The 25456-nt window shown below is 60.2% G+C and carries 25 protein-coding genes; 15 read left to right on the top strand and 10 right to left on the bottom strand.

Features of this window, described 5'->3' with window-relative positions:
• Positions 1-176: 176 nt before the first annotated feature.
• Both JDW18_RS20515 and apaG read right to left on the bottom strand, forming a co-directional pair.
• On the bottom strand, positions 177-2141 hold the full coding sequence (locus JDW18_RS20515; RefSeq protein WP_218241446.1) for a site-specific recombinase: 1965 nt from the start codon (positions 2139-2141) through the stop codon (positions 177-179).
• Positions 2142-2154: 13 nt separating this feature from the next.
• Positions 2155-2562 (bottom strand): Co2+/Mg2+ efflux protein ApaG, encoded by a 408-nt coding sequence (apaG, locus tag JDW18_RS20510; protein ID WP_218241445.1) that lies wholly within the window; start codon positions 2560-2562, stop codon positions 2155-2157.
• Positions 2563-2593: 31 nt separating this feature from the next.
• On the opposite strand from apaG, the gene rpe reads away from it, so the two are divergent.
• The 3 genes from rpe (at position 2594) to speE (ending at position 5484) form a co-directional block, all read left to right on the top strand.
• Positions 2594-3277 (top strand): ribulose-phosphate 3-epimerase, encoded by a 684-nt coding sequence (gene rpe / locus JDW18_RS20505; protein ID WP_218241444.1) that lies wholly within the window; start codon positions 2594-2596, stop codon positions 3275-3277.
• A 108-nt stretch (positions 3278-3385) separates the two neighbouring features.
• On the top strand, positions 3386-4069 hold the full coding sequence (gph, locus tag JDW18_RS20500) for a phosphoglycolate phosphatase (protein WP_218241443.1): 684 nt from the start codon (positions 3386-3388) through the stop codon (positions 4067-4069).
• Between the two features lie 137 nt (positions 4070-4206).
• Positions 4207-5484 carry a polyamine aminopropyltransferase gene (speE, locus tag JDW18_RS20495; RefSeq protein WP_218241442.1) on the top strand — a complete coding sequence of 426 codons (1278 nt, stop codon included), beginning with the start codon at positions 4207-4209 and terminating at the stop codon, positions 5482-5484.
• Between the two features lie 62 nt (positions 5485-5546).
• Here speE and JDW18_RS20490 read toward each other — a convergent pair whose 3' ends face one another.
• Both JDW18_RS20490 and JDW18_RS20485 read right to left on the bottom strand, forming a co-directional pair.
• Entirely contained in the window at positions 5547-7025 is a 1479-nt protein-coding gene (locus JDW18_RS20490; RefSeq protein ID WP_218241441.1) for a hypothetical protein, read from the bottom strand.
• A gap of 166 nt (positions 7026-7191) precedes the next feature.
• Positions 7192-7794 (bottom strand): chalcone isomerase family protein, encoded by a 603-nt coding sequence (locus JDW18_RS20485; protein WP_218241440.1) that lies wholly within the window; start codon positions 7792-7794, stop codon positions 7192-7194.
• A gap of 460 nt (positions 7795-8254) precedes the next feature.
• Between JDW18_RS20485 and trpE the strand changes: the two genes are divergently transcribed.
• The 6 genes from trpE to trpC all read left to right on the top strand — a co-directional run bounded on the left by trpE (position 8255) and on the right by trpC (position 12967).
• Positions 8255-9754, top strand: a complete 1500-nt coding sequence (trpE, locus tag JDW18_RS20480; protein WP_218241439.1) for an anthranilate synthase component I — start codon at positions 8255-8257, stop codon at positions 9752-9754.
• Between the two features lie 205 nt (positions 9755-9959).
• The gene (locus JDW18_RS20475; protein ID WP_425514818.1) at positions 9960-10262 is read left to right on the top strand and encodes a chorismate mutase; all 303 of its coding nucleotides are present in this window, start codon (positions 9960-9962) and stop codon (positions 10260-10262) included.
• Positions 10263-10267: 5 nt separating this feature from the next.
• Entirely contained in the window at positions 10268-10849 is a 582-nt protein-coding gene (locus JDW18_RS20470) for an anthranilate synthase component II (protein WP_218241437.1), read from the top strand.
• Between the two features lie 137 nt (positions 10850-10986).
• A complete protein-coding gene (gene trpD / locus JDW18_RS20465; protein ID WP_218241436.1) occupies positions 10987-12021 on the top strand; it encodes an anthranilate phosphoribosyltransferase in 1035 nt (344 codons plus the stop codon).
• On the top strand, positions 12018-12164 hold the full coding sequence (locus JDW18_RS20460) for a hypothetical protein (protein WP_218241435.1): 147 nt from the start codon (positions 12018-12020) through the stop codon (positions 12162-12164). The genes trpD and JDW18_RS20460 overlap by 4 nt, the downstream gene beginning before the upstream one ends.
• A 2-nt stretch (positions 12165-12166) precedes the next feature.
• Positions 12167-12967: an indole-3-glycerol phosphate synthase TrpC gene (gene trpC / locus JDW18_RS20455; protein ID WP_218241434.1), complete on the top strand. Its 801-nt coding sequence runs from the start codon at positions 12167-12169 to the stop codon at positions 12965-12967.
• A 21-nt stretch (positions 12968-12988) separates the two neighbouring features.
• On the opposite strand, the gene JDW18_RS20450 is transcribed toward trpC, so the two are convergent.
• Positions 12989-13387, bottom strand: a complete 399-nt coding sequence (locus JDW18_RS20450) for a winged helix-turn-helix domain-containing protein (RefSeq protein WP_218241433.1) — start codon at positions 13385-13387, stop codon at positions 12989-12991.
• Positions 13388-13543: 156 nt separating this feature from the next.
• Here JDW18_RS20450 and JDW18_RS20445 point away from each other — a divergent pair, with 156 nt between their 5' ends.
• Both JDW18_RS20445 and JDW18_RS20440 read left to right on the top strand, forming a co-directional pair.
• Complete coding sequence (locus JDW18_RS20445; RefSeq protein WP_218241432.1) at positions 13544-14272, top strand: uracil-DNA glycosylase; 729 nt, start codon at positions 13544-13546, stop codon at positions 14270-14272.
• Positions 14269-14493 (top strand): hypothetical protein, encoded by a 225-nt coding sequence (locus tag JDW18_RS20440; RefSeq protein ID WP_218241431.1) that lies wholly within the window; start codon positions 14269-14271, stop codon positions 14491-14493. The genes JDW18_RS20445 and JDW18_RS20440 overlap by 4 nt, the downstream gene beginning before the upstream one ends.
• Before the next feature lie 2 nt (positions 14494-14495).
• Here the strand turns inward: JDW18_RS20440 and JDW18_RS20435 are convergent, their stop codons facing one another.
• The 3 genes from JDW18_RS20435 to JDW18_RS20425 form a co-directional block, all read right to left on the bottom strand.
• Positions 14496-15377, bottom strand: a complete 882-nt coding sequence (locus JDW18_RS20435; protein ID WP_218241430.1) for a Wzz/FepE/Etk N-terminal domain-containing protein — start codon at positions 15375-15377, stop codon at positions 14496-14498.
• A gap of 77 nt (positions 15378-15454) precedes the next feature.
• Positions 15455-16543: a tRNA preQ1(34) S-adenosylmethionine ribosyltransferase-isomerase QueA gene (gene queA, locus JDW18_RS20430; RefSeq protein WP_218241429.1), complete on the bottom strand. Its 1089-nt coding sequence runs from the start codon at positions 16541-16543 to the stop codon at positions 15455-15457.
• 87 nt (positions 16544-16630) lie between these two features.
• Positions 16631-17785, bottom strand: coding sequence for a cyclic di-GMP phosphodiesterase (locus JDW18_RS20425; RefSeq protein ID WP_246610127.1), 1155 nt, complete (start codon positions 17783-17785; stop codon positions 16631-16633).
• Between the two features lie 204 nt (positions 17786-17989).
• On the opposite strand from JDW18_RS20425, the gene recG reads away from it, so the two are divergent.
• The 3 genes from recG (at position 17990) to ubiA (ending at position 22402) form a co-directional block, all read left to right on the top strand.
• Positions 17990-20209 carry an ATP-dependent DNA helicase RecG gene (gene recG, locus JDW18_RS20420; protein ID WP_246610124.1) on the top strand — a complete coding sequence of 740 codons (2220 nt, stop codon included), beginning with the start codon at positions 17990-17992 and terminating at the stop codon, positions 20207-20209.
• Positions 20210-20397: 188 nt separating this feature from the next.
• Positions 20398-21366 (top strand): LysR substrate-binding domain-containing protein, encoded by a 969-nt coding sequence (locus tag JDW18_RS20415; protein WP_218241427.1) that lies wholly within the window; start codon positions 20398-20400, stop codon positions 21364-21366.
• A gap of 139 nt (positions 21367-21505) precedes the next feature.
• The gene (gene ubiA, locus JDW18_RS20410) at positions 21506-22402 is read left to right on the top strand and encodes a 4-hydroxybenzoate octaprenyltransferase (RefSeq protein ID WP_218241426.1); all 897 of its coding nucleotides are present in this window, start codon (positions 21506-21508) and stop codon (positions 22400-22402) included.
• Positions 22403-22485: 83 nt separating this feature from the next.
• Here ubiA and proC read toward each other — a convergent pair whose 3' ends face one another.
• A complete protein-coding gene (gene proC / locus JDW18_RS20405; RefSeq protein WP_218241425.1) occupies positions 22486-23325 on the bottom strand; it encodes a pyrroline-5-carboxylate reductase in 840 nt (279 codons plus the stop codon).
• A 54-nt stretch (positions 23326-23379) separates the two neighbouring features.
• Positions 23380-24552, bottom strand: coding sequence for an esterase-like activity of phytase family protein (locus JDW18_RS20400; protein WP_425514817.1), 1173 nt, complete (start codon positions 24550-24552; stop codon positions 23380-23382).
• A gap of 114 nt (positions 24553-24666) precedes the next feature.
• Here JDW18_RS20400 and aqpZ point away from each other — a divergent pair, with 114 nt between their 5' ends.
• Positions 24667-25365 (top strand): aquaporin Z, encoded by a 699-nt coding sequence (gene aqpZ / locus JDW18_RS20395; protein ID WP_218241423.1) that lies wholly within the window; start codon positions 24667-24669, stop codon positions 25363-25365.
• The last annotated feature ends 91 nt before the right edge of the window (positions 25366-25456 follow it).

Below are 25456 nucleotides of genomic sequence, written 5' to 3'. Positions count from 1 at the left end.
CGCTGCACAGGCCTGCAGCGGCAGCAGTCATGCCACAGGCCATCCATTGACGGCGTGTGAGAGCATTTGGGGCTGTGGGCATGGCAGCAATACGGTAGGGCAGACTTCCAGATTATGGAAAAAGTCTGCCCTAGAAGTATTGCAATCTACCCTGTCTGATAGACGCAGCTTCTGATTTATGGCCAGAAGAAGCTGAACGGCTTGCGCCAGAAGCGCTGGCGTATGGCTTTGTAGATGCGCGAACGGTCAACGCCACTGACGTTGTGGGCCCGCAAGGCCACACGGAAGGCCAGGTAGAAGCTCACGCCCACATTCAGCGCGGCGTTGAAGGGCAGCATGGCCACGGCCCACCACAGCAGGTTGGAGTGCAGCACATCCCAGCCCAGCGAAGGCACGGCCACACCTAGCTGACCGGTGGACAGGGTGACGTGGCGCACCTCCAGCCCCAGGCCGAAGAAGGTGGCGAAAGCCGGTACCAGTCCCAGCATGAAGCCCAGCGAAATATTGGACGCCAGCCCCGAGATGTTCTTGCGCAGAAAGCGCGCCCAGCGGTCTGCGCGCTGAGTGCCCAGAAACCGGGTGATGCGCGGGTTGTAGCGAATCACAGAGTCGATATTGCGCAGCACAAACCAGTTTTCCGCACCGCCTGCAATCAGGCTGCTGGCAAACAGCAGCACGCCGGTAAAGGCGGCAAACAGCACGGATGGGCCCAGCAGACTCAGTGACTGCAGCACCTGGGTGGCGTGCGAGGGGCTGAGCGCAGGGTGCTTGACCAGTTCGGCGTAGCCCATGGTCAGCGCCATGGCGGCTGGGAAAACGATGAGTACATTGCCCAGAATGGCTGCCACCTGAGAGCGCACCAGATGGGCCACTTCATCGACAAACTCCTGAATCGAGTTGTCGGACTGGATGTCCTTGAGCTTGGCGGCCATGGCGGGGGCCGTCATTGCAGGCTGCTTGGTCGCCACGGTGAAGTGCAGCATCTGGATGAGCACAAAGCTGATCGCATAGTTCATGCCTGCGGCCAGGCCCGACCAGAAGACGGACAGCCCCAGCGCATACAGCGCAAACTTGCCCAGTGTGGTGAAGGCCATCACAAAGCCGCCGCCAGCGGCCTTGGCCATCATGTTGCGGTATTCGCCCTTGTCGCGGGTGATGTAGTGCTCGCCGGTTTCAGCGCTGCGCTCGGCCACCTTGGCGGCCAGCAGCGAGGAATTGGTGGACAGCAGGGCGCGCACGCTGCGGCGCTCCAGCCCTACAGCGACCAGATTGGCCAGCAGCTCGGACGTTTCGTAGGCTCGGTCGTTGGACAGCAGGCAGTCCAGCAGGCGGCGAATGCGCAGAATACGGGCACGCACCTGGCGCAGGCGGAAGATCAGACCGACGGAGATGCCTTCGGCTTCGACATAGGAATACACCGAAGAGATGGCAGAGCGGCAGGCTTCCAGTCGTTCGCGCAGCTGCGCCGCTGCGGCATCGCGCCGATCGGTGGTGCGCAGCGGCAGCATGACTTCCACGCGCAGGTTTTCCACGTCGTGAATCAGGGCGTGAAAAGGCTTTTCTTCGCGCGCCTCGTCGCTCATGCGCATGCGCAGCTCAGGCGCGAAGCCGGTGGACAGAATCTGGCCTGAACAGTAAGTGATGGCGTCCAGCAGATTGCGTTCCCAGAAGCTGGTGCCTTCTTCTGGTGGCGGAGCAACCAAGGCCGCAATGCGGGCCATGAGTGCGCTGTCCAGTGCATGCAGCCAGCGAGCGTCAAAACGGTCGGGAAAGACCAGCATGAACAGCTCGGAGGCATCCACCGTCTCAGGCGTGCTGGGCAGCAGCTTGTAGCGCAGGCGCTCGGCCACCTCGCTGGCCATGGCGGTGCGCGGTGCAAAGCCAAAGTCGGCCAGCAGGGCGGTGATGTCAATCGTCTCCAGCAGCTTTTGCCACCACTGGCAAAGGCGCAGGCGGGCGTCGGGGTCTGCCTCGAAGGCGGAGACGATTTCCTCTACGCGCCGCACGGCCAGATCGGTAGAAGGCTGGGCTGCTCTAATCCATTCCACCAGATGGATAAGCCACAGGTGGCGCTGGGCCAGATCGGCATGAGGATCCAGCGCCTGCAGCAGGCGCGGAAGGTCTGAGGCGGTTTTCTTCATGCGCGACACGGCTTCAGTGCAGAACGCGTTTTTCGCTGGCGGGCATGGCGCTGCCCGTTTCATCCATCTGCAGCACGAACAGAGGAATTTCGCACTGGAAGGTCTCGCCCTCATGGTTCACGCAGAGGTAGCTGCCCTGCATGGTGCCTGTGGGCGTGCGCAGCTGGCTGCCGCTGGTGTATTCAAAGGATTCGCCGGGCTGCAGCAGCGGCTGGCGGCCCACCACGCCCAGGCCTTTGACCTCTTCGACATGGCCTAGCTCGTTGGTGATGATCCAGTGCCGCGCAATCAATTGCGCGGGCGCATCGCCCGTGTTGGTCACGGTGATGGTGTAGGAAAAGACGTAGACGCCCGCTGAGGGAGCAGATTGCTCGGGCAGGTAGGCTGGCTGGACTTGGACCAGAAACTCGTTCTTTGGCATGGCGCAATGGTAACTGCGACAATTGCCCACCATGAGCCCCACCTACCGTATTGCCCCCTCCATCCTGTCAGCCGACTTCGCCCGTCTGGGTGAAGAAGTGCGAAATGTCATCGCTGCTGGCGCTGACTGGATCCACTTTGACGTGATGGACAACCATTACGTGCCGAATCTGACATTCGGCCCCATGATCTGCCAGGCACTGAAGCCCCATGCCGTGACCCCCGACGGCAAGCCTGTGCCCATCGACGTGCACCTGATGGTGCAGCCCGTGGACGATCTGGCCACCGCTTTCGCCAAGGCCGGTGCGGACTACATCAGCTTCCACCCTGATGCATCGCAGCATGTGCACCGCAGCATCCAGAACATCAAGAGCCGCGGCTGCAAGGCAGGCCTGACCTTCAACCCCGCCATGCCGCTGGACGTGCTGGACTGGGTGATTGAAGACATTGACCTGATCCTCTTGATGAGCGTCAACCCTGGCTTCGGCGGTCAAAGCTTTATTGATAGCACGCTGCGCAAGGTGGAAGCCGCTCGCAAGCGTATTGAGGCATCGGGCAAGGACATTCGCCTGGAAGTGGATGGCGGCATCAAGGAGGCCAACATCCGCGCCGTGGCCGATGCCGGTGCCGACACCTTTGTGGCTGGCAGCGCCATCTTTGGCAAGCCTGATTACAAGGCAGTGATCGACATCATGCGCAAGAACCTGGCTGCCTGAGATCGGTCAAACCACGAGCCTGCATGCGAACCTCATGCAGGCTTTTTTATTGTTTTTGGCTGCAAGCCCAATATGGTAAGCGCATGCAGCTATTGAATTGATAGTTGTATGAAGCTGAATCTGCCTGCACCCGCCCAAGCTCTGGATATCGATGCCGTCATGGTTGACCTGGACGGAACCATGGTGAACACCTTGGGCGATTTCGCCGAGGCCCTGAACCGCATGCTGGCGGATCTGCAACTGCCCGCCATCGCGCCGCAGGCCATTGAGAACATGGTGGGCAAAGGCAGCGAGCACCTGATTCGCTCCGTGCTGGCCCATGTCGGCGCGCAGGATATCGACGCGCTGTACCCGCAGGCCTGGCAGCGTTATGAGCATCACTATCTGGCCATCAATGGCCAGTTTGCGGATGTTTATCCCGGTGTGCTGCTGGGATTGAAGCAGCTGCAATCCATGGGGCTGCGCATGGCCTGCCTGACGAACAAGCCCCTGTCATTTGCCCAGCCACTGCTGACCGCCAAGGGACTGGATGGCTTTTTTGACTGCGTGTTTGGCGGCGATTCCTTCCCCCGCAAAAAGCCAGACCCCATGCCGCTGATTGAAACCTGCAAGGCACTGGGCAGTGACCCCGCACGCACGCTGATGGTGGGCGACTCCAGCAATGACGCGCAGGCCGCACATGCCGCAGGCTGCCCTGTGGTGCTGGTGAGCTATGGCTACAACCACGGTCAGCCCATCACCTTGGTGAAGGCGAATGCGCACCTGGATTCCTTGGCTCAACTTATTGCGTGATGGTGTTGCGTTATCCGCATTTCTGGCAGAGATGAGTGCGGATAAGCATGTTTGCTAGAGTCGTTTGCTTTGTCTGAACCATGCCGGTGCCCATCACCTTGAAGGCCCGGCAGAGAACGAAGGGGGACTCACGCCACATGCACGGACTGCACCTGACCGCTGACTTGTACCAATGCTCGGGCCACGAGCGCTACATGCTCGACGCCGACGCCATCGCCCAGCTATGCCGCGACCAGACTGCGGCCTCTGGTTTGACTCTGGTGGATGACACATGGGTGAAGTTTCCGCCCTATGAGGGCCAGCCTGGCGGGGTGACAGGAACCGTGCTGCTGGCAGAGTCGCACCTGGCCATTCACACCTGGCCAGAGACAGGCAGCGTCACCATCGACGTCTATGTCTGCAATTTCTCTGATGACAACTCGGGCAAGGCGCGCAAACTGATGGAGAGCGTCATCGAAGCCTTTGCCCCCAAGCGCGTGCTGCGCCAGCAGCTGATGCGCGGCGACATCAGCATGGCAACAGCGAGTCATGAGGCTGCGCTGGACACTGTGCCTGAGCAGGAAATGGGCTGGGAGCAAGAACATCTCACCCCTCACAGCCGCTTTGGCTATCGCGCCACCGCTGGCGAGAAGGTACAGACGCCATTTCAGCAACTGGAGCTGCTGGAAACGTCGCAATTTGGCAAGGTGCTGCGCATCGACGGCCGTTTCATGACCTCTGAAAAAGAGGAATTCTTCTATCACGAAGCCCTGGTGCACCCCGCCGCCATGGCCCACCCATCACCGCGCAAAGCCTTGATTCTGGGGGGCGGAGATGGCGGCGCAGCGGAAGAGTTGCTCAAGCACCCCAGCATCGAGCGCGTGGTGCTGGCCGAGCTGGATGAAGCTGTGGTGCAGTTCTCGCGCCAGCACCTGCAAGTCGTGCACCGTGGCGCGCTGGACGACCCGCGCGTGCAAGTCTGCATTGGCGACGGCATGGCCTTGATGGATAGCACGGATGAGCGCTTTGACCTGGCCTTCATGGACTTGACCGACCCCGATACACCCGCCAGCGCACTGTATGCCCCGGAATCGCTGGCGCGAATGAAACGGGTGCTGGCGCCAGGCGGGGCACTGGTGCTGCACCTGGGTAGCCCCGTCTTTCATGCCCCGCAGGTGGCAGAGCTTGCACGCAGCTTGCGCGAACAGTTTGCGGTGGTGCGCTGCTACGGCCTGTATATCCCGCTCTACGGCGCGTACTGGGGGCTGGCCGTGGCGTCTGACAGTCTGGATGCCAAGGCCTTGACCGCAGCCCAAGCCGCGCAGCGCATTGAGCAGCGCCGGGTGCGAGAGCTGCAGTACTACAACGCACAGACCCATGGCGCGCTGTTTGCGTTGCCAGGCTACTACCGGGATCTGCTGGCACCGCACAACTGACTTGTCAGTTCAACCGGGGTGCAAATGGGATGAGTCAATCAGATTGAGCGGTTGGGCCTGCGTCAGTTGGCTGGCCCCAGAGTGCCGAAAGCCCAGCCAATGTTGACGTTGACCATGGGGGTGCTGTGTTTGTCGCCCCCCAAAGACTTCCACTGGCCGATACCCAGGCGCACGCGCAGTCGATCCTGACTGCCGCCTTCCCATTGGGCCCACAGCTCACCCTGAGAGACGGCACCGCCGCCCACCTGAACACCACCACCGCCTGCTGCACCCACCAGTGCTTCAGCGCCAAAGCGGATGCCGTTCCATTTCGGCGTCTGTGCGCCCAGGCCAAACATGCCGTAAGAGAAGGCACCGGCTTTGCCCAAGGCGGCACTGCCCGCATAGCCCACGCCGTACCAGGTGTCGCCAAAGCTGCGCGTCATACCAAGGCCCAGGCCTGTCACGCTTTCGCGGGAGCCGTCCTTGAATACAAAGTTGTTGAATCGTGGCGTGTTGAGAAACCAGGTCTGGGTGCTGATGCGGCCCAGTTCCATGGGGTTGTTGCTTCCGGGGATGCGTGAGCCTTTTTCCAGCGGCACAGCCAGCGAGCCGCGGATCTGCAGAGAGTCATAGTGCCCCCAGGGGGCCTTCATGTAACCGGCATCCAGACGCAATGTGGGTCCCCAAGGGGTGATCCAGCGCAGCGTGGGGCCTACGCGCAGCAGCCAGCCGCTGCCGGTATCCATGTTGCCGCCGCCACCCAGACCTGCGGATGCCTGCACGCCCAGACGCAGGCGTTCGCTGCCGATTCCCCAGTCTTTGCCGATATTGCCCAGAATTTCCATGTAGCCATCGTGACCGCCAGATGCGGCGCCAGATGCTTCCATGCCCCACCATGCCGAGCCGGAGTCGAAATAGCGGCGCAGGTCTGCACCTGCCTTGTTTTTGCGCGTGGTCAGTGGCTCTCCGCTACGGGTAAAGCTGCCGCTGCGCGGCTTTTCGGCGCCTACGCTTAGCGCGATTTCATCAAATCCGATGCCGGTGTTGTAAGACGTGCGGCCCAGCGAGCCAGAGCTGCTGGGTGCAAAGCTCAAAAATCGGTCCGTCATGCCCACGGTAAATGTCACACCGGTGTCTTTGATATTGCCTCTGCCATTCGGGAAGGTGACATGCGAGACCCCGACGCCGGCATACCAGTCGCCAAACTCGCGCCGCAGCGAAAGCTCTGGCCGCAGCATCAGTCCACCGCCTGCGCGGACTTTGTCAGAGCTTACGCCCCCCCCAGCCCCGGCATAAAGGCTGGTCGCCAGATGCCAGTCCTTGGCAAGGCGCCAGCGCTTCTGAACATTGAAGCCTACGGTGAATAAACCGCCAAACTGGCCCTGTGCCGCACCATAGGCGGCGGGGCCAATGGCCCAGTCCTCATCCAGCGCAACCATGTAGCTGGCGCCCAGCAGCGCTGTTTTTTGCCCGGTCGGCATGGTGATCGGCGACCAGTTCGCCTCAAATGCCGCACCATAGTTTTCGATGTCGGTAATGACCTTCTCAGGGGCCTTCATTCCTGGCGCTGCGGCTGGGGCGCTTGCAGGCGGCAAAGACTGGGCATGACCCTGCGTCAATAAGAACGCAGAGCCCAGAAGCAGAGGAAGAGAGCGGAGCCGATGGCTCAGGAAAGAGTGGGCGAGACTAGGCATTGGGGCCGTAGTCTAAAGGAAACGCTTTGTATTAATTTGTGCTCAACAACGCTTTCCTCAATTGCTGATCGGCGGGTTTAGGCCCCAGCCATATTCCCAGCAGGGCGTTGAAAAACTCGGGTTCCTTGAAGGCTTCGCCCTGTGGCTGGCCTTTGACGGTGACCACTGTGCCCTGGCCTGGAATCCAGTCCACGGTGAAGGTCTCGCCAGTCAGCAGTTTTTTGTGCTGGGTGAAGATGTCGCTCATGCGCATGACGCCGGGCACCAGCCTAGAGAAAGCGGCGCGCTCCATGTTGTCCTCCATGCCACGCGCAAACAGCTTGCCCAGTTCGGCGGAATCAATGTCGCGCAGCATGGTGACGCTGATGCGTTTGGGCCCGGGCAGTGCGGCAATGTCCTGCAGGCTGTGCGCGGGCTTTTCCAGATAAAGCCCGGCGGTATAGACCTTGAACACCGCCTTGTAGCGCGTGCCTGCGCCATTCAGTTGCAGGGCTTTTCCTTGCAACTGCAAGGTGGGCGCATAGCTCACGCCTTGTACCTGGGTGGCTTCAGCGGGGCGATCCTGGGCATGGGTGGCGAAAGTGGCAAGCGCAGCGGTCAGCAGCAACGCAGTTGTCCAGTGTGGCTTGGGCATGGATATGTCTCCTCATGTTGTTCGCCAGACCGCTCTGCTGGCGACCTTGGCACTTCCACCTGTCAGGCGTGAAGGAGGTGTATGTTTAAATTTGTAAATATTTATGGCAATAAGGGCTGTCCCCAGCATGTGAGTCTTTGCACTCGGTGGGTGAATGGCACTGAAAAATGCGCCAGTGCCTTGTGCGGCAGCGGTATGCGCTACACTGTTCGAATCATGTTCATTCATCGCACGTTCAATGCAGGTTGTGGAGACCGGGGAGCCTGGCCCTGGCGTAAGCCTGCCCAACTGAACTGCTAACGCACCCGGCACGAGCCCGGCGTGCACCCGCGGCCTGTATGCACTGCTGCATATCTCAGGCCAACTGGAATGAACCGGCGCATCTCTCACGCACTCTCGCGTCACCTGTACCAAACCTCTCACAGGTGTGCCATGCGCCATGACTCCCGGAGTGTCTCCCGTGATCACGGAACTGGAATTCAAATCGCTTGCGGCCCAAGGCTTTAACCGCATTCCTTTGCTGATCGAGGCTTTTGCCGACCTCGAAACCCCGCTTTCCCTCTACCTCAAGCTCGCTCACGCCAATGGCGACGGCAAGTACAGCTTTTTGCTGGAATCCGTGGTCGGTGGCGAGCGCTTTGGCCGCTACAGCTTTATCGGCCTGCCCGCTCGCAGTTTTGTGCGCGCTTCTGGCTTCGGTGCCGAAGCCAGGACCGAAGTGGTGACCGATGGGGCCGTGGTCGAAACCGCCAGCGGCAACCCGCTGGACTTTATCGCGGCCTATCAAAAACGCTTCAAAGTGGCGCTGACCCCTGGCCTGCCGCGCTTTTGCGGTGGCTTGGCGGGCTACTTTGGCTACGACGCGGTGCGCTATATCGAGAAGAAACTCGAAAACTCCTGCCCGCCCGATAGCCTGGGTACGCCCGACATCATGCTGCTGCAGTGCGAAGAGGTCGCCGTCATCGATAACCTCTCGGGCAAGCTCTATCTCATCGTCTATGCCAACCCCGGCGAGGCCGAAGCCTATACCCGCGCCAAAAAGCGTCTGCGTCAGTTGAAGGATCAACTGCGCTACTCCGTCAGCGCACCGCAGATTCGCGCAGGTGAGAGCTACCCTGCAGAGCGCAGCTTTGACAAGCAGGACTATCTGAGCGCAGTGCAAAAGGCCAAGGACCTGATTGCTGCGGGCGACTTCATGCAGGTGCAAGTGGGCCAGCGCATTCACAAGCGCTTCACCGCATCGCCGCTGAGCCTGTACCGTGCGCTGCGCTCGCTCAACCCCAGCCCTTACATGTACTTCTACCATTTTGGAGATTTTCATGTGGTGGGCGCCAGCCCCGAGATTCTGGTGCGCCAGGAAAGCACGCCCGATGGCGAGAAGGTGACGATTCGCCCGCTGGCCGGAACCCGCCCACGCGGCAACACGCCCGAGAGCGACAAGGCCACGGAAAAAGAACTGGTAGCCGACCCCAAGGAGCGTGCCGAGCATGTGATGCTGATCGATCTGGCGCGCAACGACATTGGCCGCATTGCCAAGACTGGCAGCGTGAAGGTGACCGAAGCCTTTGCCGTGGAGCGCTACAGCCACGTCATGCACATCGTGAGCAATGTGGAAGGCATCTTGCAGGACGGCATGGAGAACATGGACGTCTTCAAGGCCACCTTCCCCGCCGGTACGCTGACGGGGGCGCCCAAGGTGCATGCCATGGAAATCATCGACCAGCTCGAACCCACCAAGCGCGGCATCTACGGCGGCGCCTGCGGTTACCTGAGCTTTGCGGGTGATATGGATCTGGCGATTGCGATTCGCACCGGCGTTATCAAAGACAACGTGCTGTATGTGCAGGCCGCAGCGGGTGTGGTGGCAGATTCTGTGCCCGAGCTGGAATGGAAAGAGACCGAGCACAAGGCCCGCGCCTTGCTGCGTGCTGCAGAACTGGTTGAGGAAGGTCTGGAATGAAAAATGACCACCCCCTGTGGCGCTGCGCGCCTTCCCCCTTGAAGGGGGACGACGGCCTTTGCTGGGGCAGCCCACGCTGCGGGGCGGCCCTTGCTGGCCGTCCCTCGCATAGTGCTTTGCCAGTATTCGACGCCATGCGCGATTTCCAATGCTTTGGAGATATGAAGTGATCCGTTCTATTGATCTTGTTCAGCACTGCACCACCATGGAAGATGTGCGCCGCAATGTGAATGCGCTGGACGATGTGCTGGTGCCGCTGCTGGTTACCCGCATTGGCTATATGACGCAGGCCGCTCGTATCAAGGGCGACGTGACTCAGGTGCGCGATGAAGCGCGTATCGAAGCCATCGTCAGTCGCGTGCGTGAGCGCACTGCACAAGAGGGCGGCCAGCCCGACGTGATGGAAGCCGTGTACCGCCAGTTGATGGAAGAGTGCATTGCCTATGAACACCGTGAGTTCGCGCGCTTGCGCGGATCTGGCGGCTTTGCAGAAATCGCCGGGGAGTAAGGACCATGAAACTGCTGATGGTCGATAACTACGACAGCTTTACCTACAACATCGTTCAGTACTTTGGTGAACTGGGCGCCGAGGTGACCGTGGTGCGCAATGACGAAACCACGGTGGCCGAAGTCGAGGCGCTGATGGCGCGTGAAGGCATTGAGCGCCTGGTGATTTCGCCCGGCCCCTGCTCGCCCAATGAGGCGGGGATTTCGGTCGCTGCCATCAAACATTTCGCGGGCAAGATGCCGATTCTGGGTGTCTGCCTGGGCCACCAGAGCATTGGCGCAGCCTTGGGTGGCGACATCATCCGTGCAGCCCAGCAAATGCATGGCAAGACCAGCGTGATCCATACCGACCAGAAGGGCGTGTTTGCGGACTTGCCTCAAGAGTTCACGGTCAACCGCTATCACTCGCTGGTGATTGACAAGAACACGCTGCCTGACTGCCTTGAAATCACCGCGACCAGCGAAGATGGTGAAATTCAGGGCGTGCGCCACAAGACGCTGGCCATCGAGGGCGTGCAGTTCCACCCCGAGAGCATCCTGACCGAGCATGGCCATGCCATGCTGAAGAACTTTCTTGAGCAAAAGTAAGTCCGCTTTATCAGCAAGGTTCACTCATTCACTGATAGCTGTCAGCGCTTCTTATTCATGGGTTTTACTTAGAAAACTATTCAAATCCCATGAATGACAAGCGCAAGCAGCTCACAAAATCATAGAGAGATACGGCAATGATTACTCCCCAGGAAGCGCTGCAACGCACGATCGAACACCGCGAAATCTTCCACGACGAGATGCTGCACTTGATGCGCATGATCATGCGTGGCGAGCTGTCGCCCGTCATGACGGCGTCCATCCTCACCGGCCTGCGCGTGAAGAAGGAAACGATTGGCGAGATCTCGGCCGCGGCCGAGGTAATGCGCGAGTTCTCCAACAAGGTGAACGTGCATGACAAAAAGAATCTGGTCGATATCGTGGGCACGGGTGGCGACGGCGCCAACACCTTCAATATCTCCACCTGCTCGACCTTTGTGATCTCGGCCGCGGGCGGCAAGGTCAGCAAGCATGGCGGGCGCAGTGTCAGCAGCAAGTCGGGCAGCGCGGACGCGATGGAGGCGCTGGGCGTCAACATCAACTTGAACGCCGCGCAGATTGCCGATTGCATCCGCGATGTGGGTATCGGCTTTATGTTCGCGCCCAACCACCACCCGGCCATGAAGAACGTGGCACCCGTACGCAAGGAACTGGGTGTGCGCACCATCTTCAATATTCTGGGGCCGCTGACCAACCCGGCGTCTGCTCCCAACATTTTGATGGGTGTGTTTCACGAAGATCTGGTGGGTATCCAGGTGCGTGCGCTGCAGCGTCTGGGCGCCGAGCATGCGCTGGTTGTCTATGGCCGCGATGGTCTGGACGAAATCAGTCTGGGCGCTGGCACGCTGGTGGGCGAGCTCAAAGACGGTGTGGTGCGCGAATACGAAATCCACCCCGAGGACTTTGGCCTGCGCATGGCGGGTACGCGCTCGCTCAAGGTCGAGAACCCCGAAGAATCCAAAGCCATGCTGATGGGCGTGTTGCAAGGTCAGCAAGGCCCGGCGCGTGACATCGTTTGCCTGAATGCAGGCGCTGCGCTGTATGCGGCCAATGTGGCCAGCTCTATCGAAGACGGGCTGGAGCGTGCGCAAAAGGCTGTTGACAGCGGTGCGGCGCTGGCCAAGCTCAATGAGCTGGTGGGCTATACGCAAAAGCTGAGCGCCCAGGCATGAGCCTGCTGCACGCGCCTATCTGGAATGATGCGGGAACCTGGATTGTTCTGGGTGTCTCGCTGCTGTTCATTGTGGTTGGCATCGCCATGCATCACTTCATCATGAAGGTGGTGCGTGCTCCGGCCCCTGAATCCAAGGAATAAGAATGTCTGACATCTTGAAAAAAATCTGCGACGTCAAAGTGCAGGAAGTAGCGGCCGCGAAGAAAAAGCTGTCCTTTGAGGACATGCGCCGCGATGCTGAAAGCCGTGTGCTGACCCGCGATTTTGTGGGCGCGCTGCGTGCCAAGATTGCGCTGAACCAGGCGGCGGTAATTGCCGAGGTCAAAAAGGCCAGCCCCAGCAAGGGCGTGATTCGCGCCAACTTCGACCCTGCCGAGATTGCGCAGAGCTATATGGTGGGTGATGGCAAGACCAGCGCTGCCTGCCTGTCGGTGTTGACGGATCGCCAGTTCTTTCAGGGCCAGCCCGACTATCTGAAGCAGGCCCGTGCCAGCACCACGCTGCCCGTGCTGCGCAAGGATTTTATGGTCGATCCGTACCAGATCTATGAGTCGCGCGCCATGGGCGCTGATGCCATCCTGCTGATCGCTGCCTGCCTGGAAGACGCGCAAATGGCCGAGATGGAGCAGATCGCACGCAGCCTGGATATGGCCGTACTGGTCGAGGTGCATGATGGTGCCGAGCTGGACCGCGCGCTCAAGCTCAAAACGGAGCTAGTGGGCATCAACAACCGCAATCTGCGCAATTTCGAAGTCCATATCGAAACCACGCTGGAGTTGCAGAAAAATGTGCCTGCAGATCGCTTGTTGGTGACTGAGTCCGGTATTCTGACTGCCGCTGATGTGAAGACCATGCGCGATGCTGGCATCAATGCCTTCTTGGTGGGCGAGGCCTTTATGCGCGCCGCCGATCCAGGTGATGCGCTGGCCAAGCTGTTTGGCTAAGCGCAAGCTCTGGCTGCAGGCTCAGTTCAGAACCTGCACGTCGGCATCCAGAAAGTAGCCCGCGCCGCGCTTGGTCTTGAGCAAGGCGGGTGCATGGCTGGATGCCTCAATTTTGCGACGCAGACGCAGCATCTGCACATCGATCGCGCGGTCAAAGACATCGCTTTCGGCCTGGGTCATGTCCATGATCTGCTCACGGCTCATGATTTGGCGGGGGCGGTGCAGCAGTGCCTGCAGCAGCGCACATTCGGTCTTGGTCAAGCCCACTTCCTTGCCTTCAAAGTTGATCAGGCTGCGTGAGCGAAGGCGCAGTTCCCAGCCGGCAAACCGAAAGCCTTTGGGGCCCAGGCTGAAGGCCGAGCGCGCGCTGGCAAACATGCTGGTAACGGACGAAGACTGAGTGTGATAGGTGCTGTGCATAAGATCCTCCATCGCCATGTGTTGGCGTTGGTTGCAATTCTTTGCAGTTAGGCACTTCAGGTCACTCACTGAAATCAGGTATTTTGAGTGTCAGAGGCTAAGGGTTAACCCTTTATTTGGGCGCAAATGCCCATCAAACACAGAGAAAATAAGCGCATGAGTTCCTTCAGCCCCAGTCAAGACCTTTCCTCTACGCAACTGATAGTCGCAGACCCTGCGGCATGGCCTGTGGCTTCTGGCTGGCAGTCTGTGGTGGATGAGTTCTTTGCGGGCAAGACCGGCCAGCAATTGCTGGGCTTTTTGCAGCAGCGCCTGAATGATGGTGCGGTGATCTTCCCCCCCAAGCCACTGCGTGCGCTGGAGCTGACACCGCCGCAAGAGGTGCGAGTGGTCATCCTCGGGCAGGATCCCTATCACGGACGCGGGCAGGCGGAAGGCCTGGCTTTTTCTGTAGCACCCGGCGTGCGCGTGCCGCCTTCGCTGTTGAATATGTTCAAGGAAATGCAGCGCGATCTGGGCACGCCGTTTCCACCGTTTCCGCAGCCTGGAGGCAGCCTGGTGGGCTGGGCACAGCATGGTGTGCTGTTGCTCAACACCTGCCTGACGGTGGAAGAAGGCCAAGCGGCCAGCCATGCCAAGAAAGGCTGGGAAGCCTTGACGGACGCCATCATTCGCCATGTGGCCGAGCAGGGACGTCCCACTGTATTTATGCTTTGGGGCGCACACGCTCAATCCAAACGGGTCTTCATTCCGCAGGACCGAGGGCATCTGGTGCTGATGAGCAATCACCCCTCACCGCTGTCTGCGCTGCGGCCGCCTGTGCCATTTATTGGCAATGGGCACTTTGGCAAGGCTCGGGAGTTCAGGCACGCGCATGGCTATTGACACTCTTTGTCACCGGCCAAGCACGTCAGCAGCACGATGGCAATGCCATTGCCATTGCCATTGCCATTGCCATTGCCATTGCCATTGCCATTGCCATTGCCATTGCCATTGCCATTGCCATTGCCATTGCCATTGCCATTGATCGATGCTCTGTCAGACAAAGCTTTGCAATGAGGCGCAAAAAAGCCCGCGTCAGCGGGCTCATGAATGCATGCTGCTGAGCTTACCAGGGCAGAGCCTTGCGGATACGGGCAATTTTCTCAGCTTGTTCAGGCGAGGCTTCCTGTGCAGAACGCAAGGCCTGTCTTGCAAAAACAAACACGAGCAGCAGAAAGCCTGATGCAATGGTTGCGCCGATGGCAATGAGCGATTTTTTCGGTTTGATGGCTGACTCGGGCAGTGTGGGAGTCTGAACCACGTCGTCATTGTCCAGACCTTGAAGGCGGCGCTCCATTTCAAGAATAGTTTGCTGTCTTGTGCTGTTCGCTGACAGCAACTCTCCATAAAGGCGACTGGTTGCCTCTGTCACGCTTTTGCCTGCAGCGATACTGGCTGCGGTGTCCTGCTCCAGTTTCAGAGATTCCTCCAAGCGCTTCTTTTCACTTGCCAGTTGCAACTGCAATTGTTCTTTTTCAGTGCCACGAGGTTTGCTGAAGGGAAACAGTGTGTCCAGCAAGGCCTGGTTGAGTTTTTGTGCTGCTTCCGGGCTTTTTGCTTGAGTAACCACATTGAGCAGTTTGTCCTGCTTGCCAACACTGACAGAGATACGCTTGCTGAGTTGCTTATAGATTTCTTCTGTCGTCAGTCCATCATCAAGCCCCGCCACTGGTGCAATCGTGTGCAACACGTCTGCAGACAGCGCAAGGCTTGCTGCAACTGGGGCAGAAAAGCCGGAGCCCGAGCGCTCAACCTGCACAGAGGACTCACTCTGATATGTTTTGGGTACGACGAAGCTGATGCCCAGAGCGATCAGTCCAACAGCAATGGGACCCAGAATCAGGAGTTTCCAGTTCTCGACAAACGTGACCAGGAGATCAAGTAAATCCAGTTCGTCATCTGATGGATTGTGAGGGTCGACAGTTACGTTGGAAGCGTTATTGGGCATTGGCGAAATCTAACCCTGAAGTGCAGGACATGCAGGAAGGGTAGTGTGGCTATTTGTAATGGTCGCGCCGAGCCGACTCAGCGCTTGCGCTGCAGCAACATTGAATCTCCATAGCTGAAGAAGCGATAGTGCTGGGCGATGGCGTGATCGTACAGCTTCATGATGTGCTCGTAACCCGCAAAAGCACTGACCAGCATCATCAGGGTACTTTTGGGCAAGTGGAAGTTGGTGATCAGCATGTCGACCACCTGGTATTCGAAACCTGGGGTGATGAAGATGCTGGTGTCACCTGTGGTGTTGCCGTATTTGGCCCATGACTCCAGAGTGCGCACAGTGGTGGTGCCAACGGCGATGATGCGTCCGCCGCGCTGGCGGCAGCGTTCCATGGCGGCAAGTGTGGGCAGGGGAATGTCATACCACTCGCTGTGCATTTTGTGCTCGGCGAGGTTTTCGGTCTTGACCGGCTGGAAGGTGCCAGCGCCTACGTGCAGGGTGACACTGGCGCGTTCCACGCCCTTGGCCTGCAGCGCGGCGAGGACGGTTTCATCGAAGTGAAGCGCGGCTGTGGGCGCTGCGACTGCACCAGGGTGGGCGGCGAATACGGTTTGGTAGCGTTCGCTGTCTTCTTTTTCGTCCGGATCGTGCTCGCTGTTTTGCTGGCGCTCGATATACGGAGGCAGTGGCAGATGACCAAACTGGTCCAGCAATTCATAAGGCGTCTGGCCGCTGTTGCCCTGAAAGGACAGGTGGAACAGGGGGCCGTTTTCGTCAGGCCAGCGTCCCAGCAGGGTGGCTTCAAAGCCGCCGTTTTTCAGGCCGCCGCAGAGGTGAATCTTGGCGCCCGGCAATGGCTTCTTGCTCACGCGCATATGGGCCACAACTTCATTGTTCTGAAGCACGCGCTCGACCAGTAGCTCGATCTTGCCACCGCTGGCTTTTTCGCCGAAGACGCGGGCCTTGATGACCTTGGTGTCATTGAAGACCAACAGGTCACCTGCCTGGAGCAGGTCTGGCAGTTCGCGGAAGATGCGGTCGGTGGGCGGCATTTCGCGACCATCGAGCAGGCGCGAGGCGCTGCGGACTGCGGTGGGGTGCTGAGCAATCAACGATTCGGGAAGGTTGAAGTCGAAATCGCTGAGGGTGAATTCACGAGAGCAGGAAGACATGCGGGGCTTGAGGGCCGAACGAGGCCCGTTCCAAGTTCAATCAAACAGGTTGTCGATTGTCTCAAATTGGCTTTAAGGCTGCAGGCGTCAGGGCTGCCACAGCGAATTCAGCGGTCCTAGCCCCCAGTTTTCAGGGTCTTCGCGCGAAATGATGCGAATCTCGCTCTGGTGCAGCTCCAGCTCTGCGGGAGAGAGTGGCTGGCGTGTCTGCGCGCAGTAGAAGACCCGAACTTTGGGAGTCAGCAGGCTGTTTGAGGTGGCGTCAATCACCACTGCCAGCTGCTCATTGCTCAGGCGCACCAGCGAGCCGACAGGGTAGATCCCCACCGTCTGCACGAACTGCTCGAAGATGACTTTGTCCAGATGGTCGCCGCACCACTGAGCCATGCGCTGCAGCGCCTGTGCGGGCGGCCAGCCTTTTTTGTAGGGGCGGTCCGAGGTCACCGCGTCATAGATGTCGCAGATCGCCGTCATGCGCGATAGCGGGTGAATCTGCGTGCCTTTGAGCTTGCCGGGGTAGCCGCTGCCATCCATTTTTTCATGGTGCTGCAGACAGGCTTGCAGAACCAGATCGGGCACATCCATTGGGCGCAGCAATTGCGCACCCAGGCGGGAGTGATCCTGCATGGTCAGCCACTCTTCGGGAGTCAGTGCGCCAGGCTTGTTCAGGATATGCAGCGGGATGCGGCATTTGCCGACATCGTGCAGCAGGCCTGCCAGGCCCGCCAGCCGCACCTCTTCCTCGCTCATCTGCATGCGCTGGGCCAGAGCCATCATCAGCGCGCAGACGGCCATGCTGTGCAGATAGGTGTAGTTGTCGGCGGTTTTGATGCGGGCCAGACTGATCAGCGCATGCGGATTGCGCTTGATGGAGGCATGCATCTGCTGCACCAGACGGTCCGCACTGTCGCGCTCAACAGGGCGGCCCAGGCGCACATCGCTGAACATGGACTGCAGAACCAGGCCAGCTCTAGCGCAGATATGGGCTGCGCGCTCCAGTTCTTGTAGCAGAGGTGTTGTCTTGGGCGCCTCTGGTGCAGGTGGCGCTTCAGCCGCAGGTGCTTCGACGATGGCCTGCACGGGCTCTGAATCGGGTGCGCTTAGTCCCTTGCTGCCATCTATCCACAGGTATTCGATCTGGGTGGAGCGAAGCCGATCCAGATCTTGTTCGGTGGAGAGCAGAAAGCGGTTGCGCCAGAAGGGATGCTTCATCCATGGGCCACAGAGCTCATGCACAAACATGCCCACTATGGCCTGCTCGACGCGTATGCGCTTTAACACAATTCGATGAAGGAACGCATGATGTAACTAAAAGCATCATAAATGCATCGCAGAATTCCTTTATGTCAGACGCTCAATTCCCCACGGAGAGCTGTATATTCATACACTGTTTTATTGATGAGGTGCGATGCAGCTGTGCTGGGTCGCACCGACAACACCTTTCGCATGCCTCGTAAGCCCGCAGCTTCCTCTTTGTCTGGTGAAGAGACTCCCAACGCCCGCCAAGGGGCGGGAGGCAAGGCGGCTGGAACCAAGCCGGCCAAAAAGCCGGTGCCCGCTGCAGATGTTGCTGCGACCGCCAAGAAAGCCCCCAGCCCGGCGCAGCAAGCCCTGCTCAAGCTGGGCCTGCGCCGCGACATTGATCTGGCCTTGCATCTGCCGCTGCGCTATGAGGACGAAACCCGCATCACGCTGTTGAAAAATGCCCGCGAGGGCGACACCGTGCAGATTGAAGCCACTGTCACGCAGTGCGAGGTACAACTGCGCCCCCGGCGCATGCTCAAGGTGACGGTGGATGATGGCTCGGCCAGTTGCGTGCTCACCTTCTTCAGTTTCTACCCATCGCAGCAGAAAACCATGGCGGTAGGTGCCCGCCTGCGCATTCGGGGCGAGGTCAAAGGTGGCTTCTGGGGGCGGCAGATGATGCACCCCACGTTCAGGGTTGCAGGTGGCGAGCTGCCCACGGCGCTGACGCCGGTTTACCCGGCCACGGCCAGCCTGCCGCAAGCGTATCTGCGCCGCGCCATTGTCACGGCCCTGCAGCGTGCAGACCTGTCCGAAACGCTGCCGCCCGGCGAGCAGCCGCCTGTGGCACAGTTCTATGGTCAAAATGGCCTGCAGCCCTTTTATGACTTGCGCAATGCGCTCACTTTTTTGCATCATCCAACGCCCGACGTGGCGCTGGTGACGCTGGAAGATCATTCTCACCCTGCATGGCAGCGGCTGAAAGCCGAAGAGCTGCTGGCCCAGCAGTTGTCGCAATACGAGGCCAAGCGCGAGCGGGCGCGTTTGCGGGCGCCCGTGCTGACGCCGCAGGCGGGCAGTGCAGACCTCACCCAACAGTTTCTCGATCAACTCCCCTTTGGCCTGACCGGTGCGCAGCAGCGTGTGGTGCGTGAAATCTGCGCTGATATGGTGCGCCAGATACCCATGCACCGGCTGCTGCAGGGCGATGTGGGCTCGGGCAAGACCGTGGTGGCCGCGCTAGCCGCCGTGGCCTGTATAGAGGCAGGCTGGCAATGTGCGCTGATGGCGCCTACCGAAATCTTGGCCGAGCAACACTTTGGCAAGCTGGTGGGCTGGCTGGAGCCGATTCTGGCGCCCCTGGGCAAAAAGGTTGCATGGCTGGCAGGTGCGCAAAAGAAGAAAGAGCGTGCCGAAATGCTGGCGCTGGTCGCCAGCGGTGAAGCCGCGCTGGTCGTGGGCACGCATGCGGTGATTCAGGACCAAGTGCAGTTCAAAAATCTTGCGCTGGCCGTGATTGACGAGCAGCACCGCTTTGGCGTGGCCCAGCGCCTGGCGCTGCGGCAAAAGCTGGCAGCCACCGGGCTAGAACCCCATATGCTGATGATGAGCGCCACGCCCATCCCGCGCACGCTGGCCATGAGCTATTACGCTGATCTGGACGTATCCACCATCGACGAGCTGCCGCCGGGGCGCACGCCCATCGTCACCAAGCTGATCTCGGACAGCCGCAAGGATGAGGTGATCGAGCGCATCGGCGCGCAGGTCACCAGTGGCCGCCAGGTGTACTGGGTGTGCCCGCTGATTGAAGAGAGCGAGGCGCTGGACCTGTCCAATGCCACGGCAACGCATGAGTATCTGAGCGAGATGCTGCCCGGCGTCATGGTCGGCCTGCTGCACTCGCGCATGCCCACGGCCGAGAAAAAAGCGGTGATGGAACTGTTTTCCGCCGGAATCATGGGCGTGCTGGTATCTACCACTGTGATTGAGGTGGGGGTGGATGTGCCCAACGCATCGCTGATGGTGATTGAGCATTCCGAACGCTTTGGCCTGAGCCAGCTGCACCAGTTGCGTGGCCGCGTGGGGCGTGGGGCGGCAGCATCAGCCTGCGTGCTTCTTTACTCTGTCAACGATAACGGGCGGTTGTCAGATACTGGCAAAGAGCGACTGCGCGCCATGGCCGAGACCAACGACGGCTTCGAGATCGCCCGGCGCGACCTGGAAATTCGCGGCCCCGGCGAGTTTCTGGGCGCACGCCAGTCGGGCGCTGCCATGCTGCGCTTTGCGGATCTGGAGCAGGATGTGCTGCTGCTGGACTGGGCGCGTGAGCTGGCGCCGCACATGCTGGAGCAGTATCCGGCGCTGGCTGCGCGCCATGTCAGCCGCTGGCTGGGCGGCAAGGCGGAATATCTAAAAGCATGAAGTCTTGTAAAAGGATGTTTTAAAACGTAAATTCCAAAGCAATTTACGAACCTTCTGTAATCCTTCGCCGAATGGATTTGTGGTTGAATGCCTGTATTGGGAGTGTCTGCCTCCATATATCTTGCAGGCAGGCGGCCCGCAATTGCACAATTCCTGCTGTTATTGATGGCCCCCATCACAAAGTCTCTATGACCCTTACCGAATTGAAGTACATCGTGGCCGTGGCGCGTGAAAAGCACTTTGGCCGAGCTGCCGAGGCTTGCTACGTCTCTCAACCCACGCTGTCCGTGGCCATCAAGAAGCTGGAAGAAGAGCTGGACGTCAAGCTCTTCGAGCGCAGCGCTGGTGAGGTTTCGGTGACCTCTCTGGGTGAGGAAATTGTGCGACAGGCGCAAAGCGTGCTGGAGCAGGCCAACGAAATCAAGGAAATTGCCAAGCGCGGCAAGGATCCTCTGTCCGGCGTGCTGACGCTGGGTGTGATCTACACCATCGGCCCCTATCTGCTGCCTGAGCTGGTGCGCAACTCCATCAAGAACACGCCGCAGATGCCGCTGATGCTGCAGGAGAACTTCACTGTCAAGCTGCTGGAGATGCTGCGCACCGGTGAAATTGACTGCGCCATCATGGCCGAGCCCTTCCCGGACACCGGTCTGGCGCTGGCGCCGCTGTACGACGAGCCCTTCATGGCCGCCGTGCCCAGTGGTCACCCGCTGGCACAGAAAAAAAGCCTGTCCACCACAGACCTCAAGAACGAAACCATGCTGCTGCTGGGCGCGGGCCACTGCTTTCGCGACCACGTGCTGGAGGTCTGCCCCGAATTTGCGCGCTGCGCCAGCAATTCGGAAGGCATTCGCCGCACGTTCGAAGGCTCCTCGCTGGAGACCATCAAGCACATGGTGGCCGCCGGCATGGGCGTGACCCTGGTGCCGCGCCTGTCCGTGCCTGAAGACGCGCTGGCGCCTACGGAACGTCGCCGCAAGGGCGATGAGCCACATATTCGCTATCTGCCCATTCATGAGGAAGACGGCATCGCCCCGCCTACGCGCCGTGTGGTGCTGGCATGGCGCCGCAGTTTCACGCGCTATGAGGCGATTGCTGCACTGCGCAACGCCGTCTATGCCTGCCCGCTGCCCGGCGTGCAGCGCCTGTCGGAATAATCGGCAGACATCCACGAATAAGGGCCGCGCATGCGGCCTTTTTTCATGGCCGCGAGAGGGGTGGGTTGCGCACGCCAGAGAGGATTGCCGCCATGCGCGGCACAATGGAGCTGCGCCGAACTTTGAACTTGCCCCTGTCATGACTGCTTCCACTCCCACATCGCCAGCACCTGCGCCTCAGCGCAGCCGTCTTTCGCTGTATCTGGACCTGATTCGCTTTGATCGGCCCGCTGGCTGGCTGGTGCTGGTCTGGCCCACGCTGGTGGCGCTGTGGGTGGCTTCCAATGGCTTTCCGGGCTGGCACCTGCTGGTGGTGTTTGTGCTGGGCACGGTGCTGATGCGCAGCGCGGGCTGCACCATCAATGACATTGCCGACCGCGACTTTGACAAGCACGTCAAGCGTACGACCAAGCGCCCCATCACCAGCGGGCAGGTTTCGGTCAAGGAAGCTGCCATGGTCGGCCTGGTGCTGACGCTGATCTCGTTCGCGCTGGTGCTTTCCACCCGCTGGGAGGCGGTGGCCTGGTCGGTGCCTGCCGTGCTGTTCACCATCCTCTACCCGTTTACCAAGCGCTTTTTTGCCATGCCCCAGGCCTTTCTGGGCATTGCGTTCAACTTCGGCATCGTGATCGCCTTTGCTGCGGTGACGGGTGAGGTCAACGCCACGGCCTGGACGCTGTGGCTGGCCAATATGTTTCTGGTGCTGGCCTATGACACCGAATACGCCATGGTGGACCGTGATGACGACCTGAAAATCGGCATGAAGACCTCGGCCATCACCCTGGGCCGCTTTGATGTGGTGGGTGTGATGGGCTTTTTTGTGCTGTGCTGGGCCCTGATTGCCTGGGTGCTGGCACCGTACCAGCTGGGCTGGCCCTTCTGGCTGGGCATGGCTGTGGCGGCGGCGCAGATTGGCTGGCACTACACGCTGATTCGCCACCGCACGCGTGAGGGCTGCTTTGTCGCCTTCAGTAAAAGCCACTGGATTGGGGCTGTGATTTTTGCAGGCGTAGCGCTGGGCTTTGCGTTGAAGTAGTCCTGTTTTGATAGCCGCTAGCGACTGATGAATAAGCGCTAGAGACATAAAAGACTCAAAAAAACCGGCCTGGGCCGGTTTTTTTATTTGCCAAATTCTGCGGCCAGTTCCTGGGCGCGCTTTTCGGCTTTTCGCATCGCAGCGATAAAGGTCTCGGGCAATTTGTTCTCTTGCATATGGGTGATGGCTGCGTAGGTGGTGCCTCCCTTGCTGGTCACGCGCTGGCGCAACACTTCGGCGCTTTCGGTCGATCGCGCTGCCAGTTCCGCACCGCCTGCAAACGTGGCCACGGCCAGCTTGTAGCTTTGCTCGGCGCTCAGGCCCATGTCCACACCCGCCTGTGTCATGGCTTCCAGGAACAGAAACACATAGGCGGGGCCGGAGCCGGACAGGGCGGTCACGGCGTCCAGGTGCTCTTCCTGGTCCACCCAGGTCAGCTCGCCCGTGCTGCCAATCACGGCTTCAATCAGAGCTTTGCTGGCAGCATCCACCTCGGGGCGGGCAAACAGGCCGGTCATGCCCTTGCCCACCAGTGCTGGCGTATTGGGCATGGCGCGCACGATGCGCTGCGTGCCCGTCCAGCCGGCCACGCTTTCGGTGGTGATGCCTGCGGCCACGCTCAGGTGCAGGGCATTGCGGGTGAAGGCGGCGACGGGGGCGGCCGCGTCTTTGAAGGTCTGGGGCTTGACGGCCCAGACCACCAGTTGCGCGCTTTGCAGCGCATCGGTTGCAGCGGGCAGGGCATCGATGCCGAAGTGGGTTTTCAGCGCTTCGCGTGCTGCTTCAAAAGGCTCGACCACGGTGATGCGGCTGGCCGGAACACCCTGGCGGATCAGTCCGCCCATGATGGCGCTGGCCATATTGCCGCCGCCGATGAAAGCGATGGGAGGGAATGCGGTGTGCGAGGTGTTCGTCTGGCTCATGATCTGGTGATTCGGTCTGCAAAGATGGGTCTGCACATCAGGCCCGGACTGGCACTATAAACCTGCGGCGCAACTGCCAGCTTCTTGGCGCAGCGCAACGAATTGCGTCACCTCGGCGGGGTTGAAGTTGTTGTCGCTGACCAGCAGCAGCACGCGGCGCCCATCGGGCAGGGGCGGTCCCCAGCTCATGCCCTCGATGTTGTCCACCGATTGCAGGCCTGCATCGGCCAGATCCAGTACTAGCGTTTTTGATAGCGCCTCACGCTTATCTGAATGGAGTTGTGGCGTGTTTAGCGTGTTGATATCTGGGCGTGTGCTGATGCGGTAGATGCGCGCACCAAACCGCAGCGGCGGCGCAAAAGAGCGCTCCAGCACCAGCAGGTGGTCGGGTCTGTCGGCCAGTATCTCGCTGACGCCGTTGAGGGCACGGCGCTGTATCCACAGGTTCGATGGCAAAGCATCGGGCACATAGGCCAGCTGGCGCACCGGCTGCTGCGTGGCCACGTCATAGGCGGTGATGCGGATGGGCCCGCCGGTTTTGCCGGGGGCGGGCATGGGGCCATCCTGCTGCAGCGGCGCTTCCATGGCCGTCCACAGCGTTTGGCCGTCTTCGCTCAGCGCCATGCCTTCCAACGTGAAATTGTTGCGCGGGCCTTCCCCCTTGGCGCTGCTGAGAGCGTGGCCGGGCGGCAGTGGCCATTCGCGCAGCCATTGCCCGTCCATGCCCGATTGAATCAGCTGTGGGCCAAAGCCGCGTGCAAAGTCACCCTCCGAACTCCATAGCAAAGACTGCCCGTCTGGCAGCACGCGCAGGGCTTCGGCATCGGGTGTTGCCACACCGGGCTCTGGATTTTTGCCGGGAGCAAACGGCTGCTGTCTGGCGCTAAGCAAGGTAATGCGCTGCTGCAGGCTGACGGTGTGCAGGCCTGTGGCGTCATAGCGGATGCGGGCGGTGTACAGGCGTGCGGGGTCGTGCGTGGAACGGTCATCGCTGGCCAGGTAGTACAGGCCGCTGGCGCGGTCGTAGTCGATGGCTGAAATGCCGCCCACCGTGGTGCCCGCAAACAACAGGTCATGCGGCCAGCGCAGCTCGCCCAGCAGCGTCCAGGGGCTGGCTTCAGGGCTGCTGCAGATCCGCTTGGAGGCTGGCAGGCCCGCAGCGCAGCCGGCGAGCAAAGCCGTGACCAATAAGGCTGGAATCAGCGCGCATTGCCGCAGATTGTTCACATTTGTGTCTTGTGCATTTCGCAAGGCAATTCCTAAGATGCGCAGCGGTGCGCTCTGTGCGGTGCAGGGCTGCATTGGCTTGCATTCAATTTAAGAGAGCGGGAGATAGCAATCATGGCATCCAATGTCAAAAAGTGGTCTGCGGAGTTTCTGGGCACGTTCTGGCTCACGTTTGGTGGCTGCGGCAGCGCAGTGCTGGCGGCGGCCTTTCCTGAGGTGGGCATCGGCCTGCTGGGGGTGTCGCTGGCGTTTGGTCTGACGGTGCTGACGGGCGCCTATGCCTTTGGCCCCGTCTCTGGCGGCCACTTCAACCCGGCGGTCTCTGTGGGGCTGACGGTGGCCGGGCGTTTTCGTGCAGCAGAGCTGCCTGGCTACATCATTTCCCAGGTGCTGGGCGCGATTGCAGCAGCGGCGGTGCTGTACCTGATTGCCACAGGCAAGGCGGGTGCCAATGTGACGGACCTGGCCACCAATGGCTTTGGTGAGCATTCCCCCGGCAAGTTCAATATGACGGCTGCGCTGGTCACGGAAGTGGTGCTGACGGCGGTGTTCCTGCTGGTCATTCTCGGCTCCACCACCAAAAAGGCCGCAGTGGGCTTTGCTGGCATGAGCATCGGCCTGTGCCTGACGCTGATTCACCTGATTTCGATTCCCGTGACCAACACCTCGGTCAACCCTGCCCGAAGCACAGGCCCTGCGCTGTTTGGCCCCTCGATTGCGCTGGAGCAGCTGTGGCTGTTCTGGCTGGCTCCCATCGTGGGCGCCATCATCGGCGCGCTGATTCACAAGGCGCTGCTGGGCGATGACGACTGAGTAGGTCGATCGCAGTGACAAAAAAGGATGCCTAGGGCATCCTTTTTTTATGTTTCTGGCCGTATGCCTATGTACTTTAAAAGTAGTTTGC

Origin of the sequence: Comamonas fluminis (assembly GCF_019186805.1) — a bacterium.
Lineage (GTDB): Bacteria > Pseudomonadota > Gammaproteobacteria > Burkholderiales > Burkholderiaceae_C > Comamonas > Comamonas fluminis.
Note: the sequence above shows the minus strand (reverse complement) of the source record. Positions and strands in the feature narration are given on the sequence as shown.

Excerpts from the sequence above, each read along its gene's own strand:
- ubiA (WP_218241426.1), top strand. The coding sequence starts at position 21,506 with ATGACTGCTTCCACTCCCACATCGCCAGCACCTGCGCCTCAGCGCAGC.
- JDW18_RS20475 (WP_425514818.1), top strand. The coding sequence starts at position 9,960 with ATGGAAGATGTGCGCCGCAATGTGAATGCGCTGGACGATGTGCTGGTG.
- JDW18_RS20490 (WP_218241441.1), bottom strand. The coding sequence starts at position 7,025 with ATGAAGGCCCCTGAGAAGGTCATTACCGACATCGAAAACTATGGTGCG.
- JDW18_RS20445 (WP_218241432.1), top strand. The coding sequence starts at position 13,544 with ATGAGTTCCTTCAGCCCCAGTCAAGACCTTTCCTCTACGCAACTGATA.
- apaG (WP_218241445.1), bottom strand. The coding sequence starts at position 2,562 with ATGCCAAAGAACGAGTTTCTGGTCCAAGTCCAGCCAGCCTACCTGCCC.
- trpC (WP_218241434.1), top strand. The coding sequence starts at position 12,167 with ATGTCTGACATCTTGAAAAAAATCTGCGACGTCAAAGTGCAGGAAGTA.
- recG (WP_246610124.1), top strand. The coding sequence starts at position 17,990 with ATGCCTCGTAAGCCCGCAGCTTCCTCTTTGTCTGGTGAAGAGACTCCC.
- JDW18_RS20485 (WP_218241440.1), bottom strand. The coding sequence starts at position 7,794 with ATGCCCAAGCCACACTGGACAACTGCGTTGCTGCTGACCGCTGCGCTT.
- JDW18_RS20460 (WP_218241435.1), top strand. The coding sequence starts at position 12,018 with ATGAGCCTGCTGCACGCGCCTATCTGGAATGATGCGGGAACCTGGATT.
- JDW18_RS20435 (WP_218241430.1), bottom strand. The coding sequence starts at position 15,377 with ATGCCCAATAACGCTTCCAACGTAACTGTCGACCCTCACAATCCATCA.
- JDW18_RS20425 (WP_246610127.1), bottom strand. The coding sequence starts at position 17,785 with ATGTTTGTGCATGAGCTCTGTGGCCCATGGATGAAGCATCCCTTCTGG.
- proC (WP_218241425.1), bottom strand. The coding sequence starts at position 23,325 with ATGAGCCAGACGAACACCTCGCACACCGCATTCCCTCCCATCGCTTTC.
- gph (WP_218241443.1), top strand. The coding sequence starts at position 3,386 with ATGAAGCTGAATCTGCCTGCACCCGCCCAAGCTCTGGATATCGATGCC.
- JDW18_RS20450 (WP_218241433.1), bottom strand. The coding sequence starts at position 13,387 with ATGCACAGCACCTATCACACTCAGTCTTCGTCCGTTACCAGCATGTTT.
- JDW18_RS20515 (WP_218241446.1), bottom strand. The coding sequence starts at position 2,141 with ATGAAGAAAACCGCCTCAGACCTTCCGCGCCTGCTGCAGGCGCTGGAT.
- trpD (WP_218241436.1), top strand. The coding sequence starts at position 10,987 with ATGATTACTCCCCAGGAAGCGCTGCAACGCACGATCGAACACCGCGAA.
- JDW18_RS20415 (WP_218241427.1), top strand. The coding sequence starts at position 20,398 with ATGACCCTTACCGAATTGAAGTACATCGTGGCCGTGGCGCGTGAAAAG.
- JDW18_RS20470 (WP_218241437.1), top strand. The coding sequence starts at position 10,268 with ATGAAACTGCTGATGGTCGATAACTACGACAGCTTTACCTACAACATC.
- rpe (WP_218241444.1), top strand. The coding sequence starts at position 2,594 with ATGAGCCCCACCTACCGTATTGCCCCCTCCATCCTGTCAGCCGACTTC.
- aqpZ (WP_218241423.1), top strand. The coding sequence starts at position 24,667 with ATGGCATCCAATGTCAAAAAGTGGTCTGCGGAGTTTCTGGGCACGTTC.
- speE (WP_218241442.1), top strand. The coding sequence starts at position 4,207 with ATGCACGGACTGCACCTGACCGCTGACTTGTACCAATGCTCGGGCCAC.
- queA (WP_218241429.1), bottom strand. The coding sequence starts at position 16,543 with ATGTCTTCCTGCTCTCGTGAATTCACCCTCAGCGATTTCGACTTCAAC.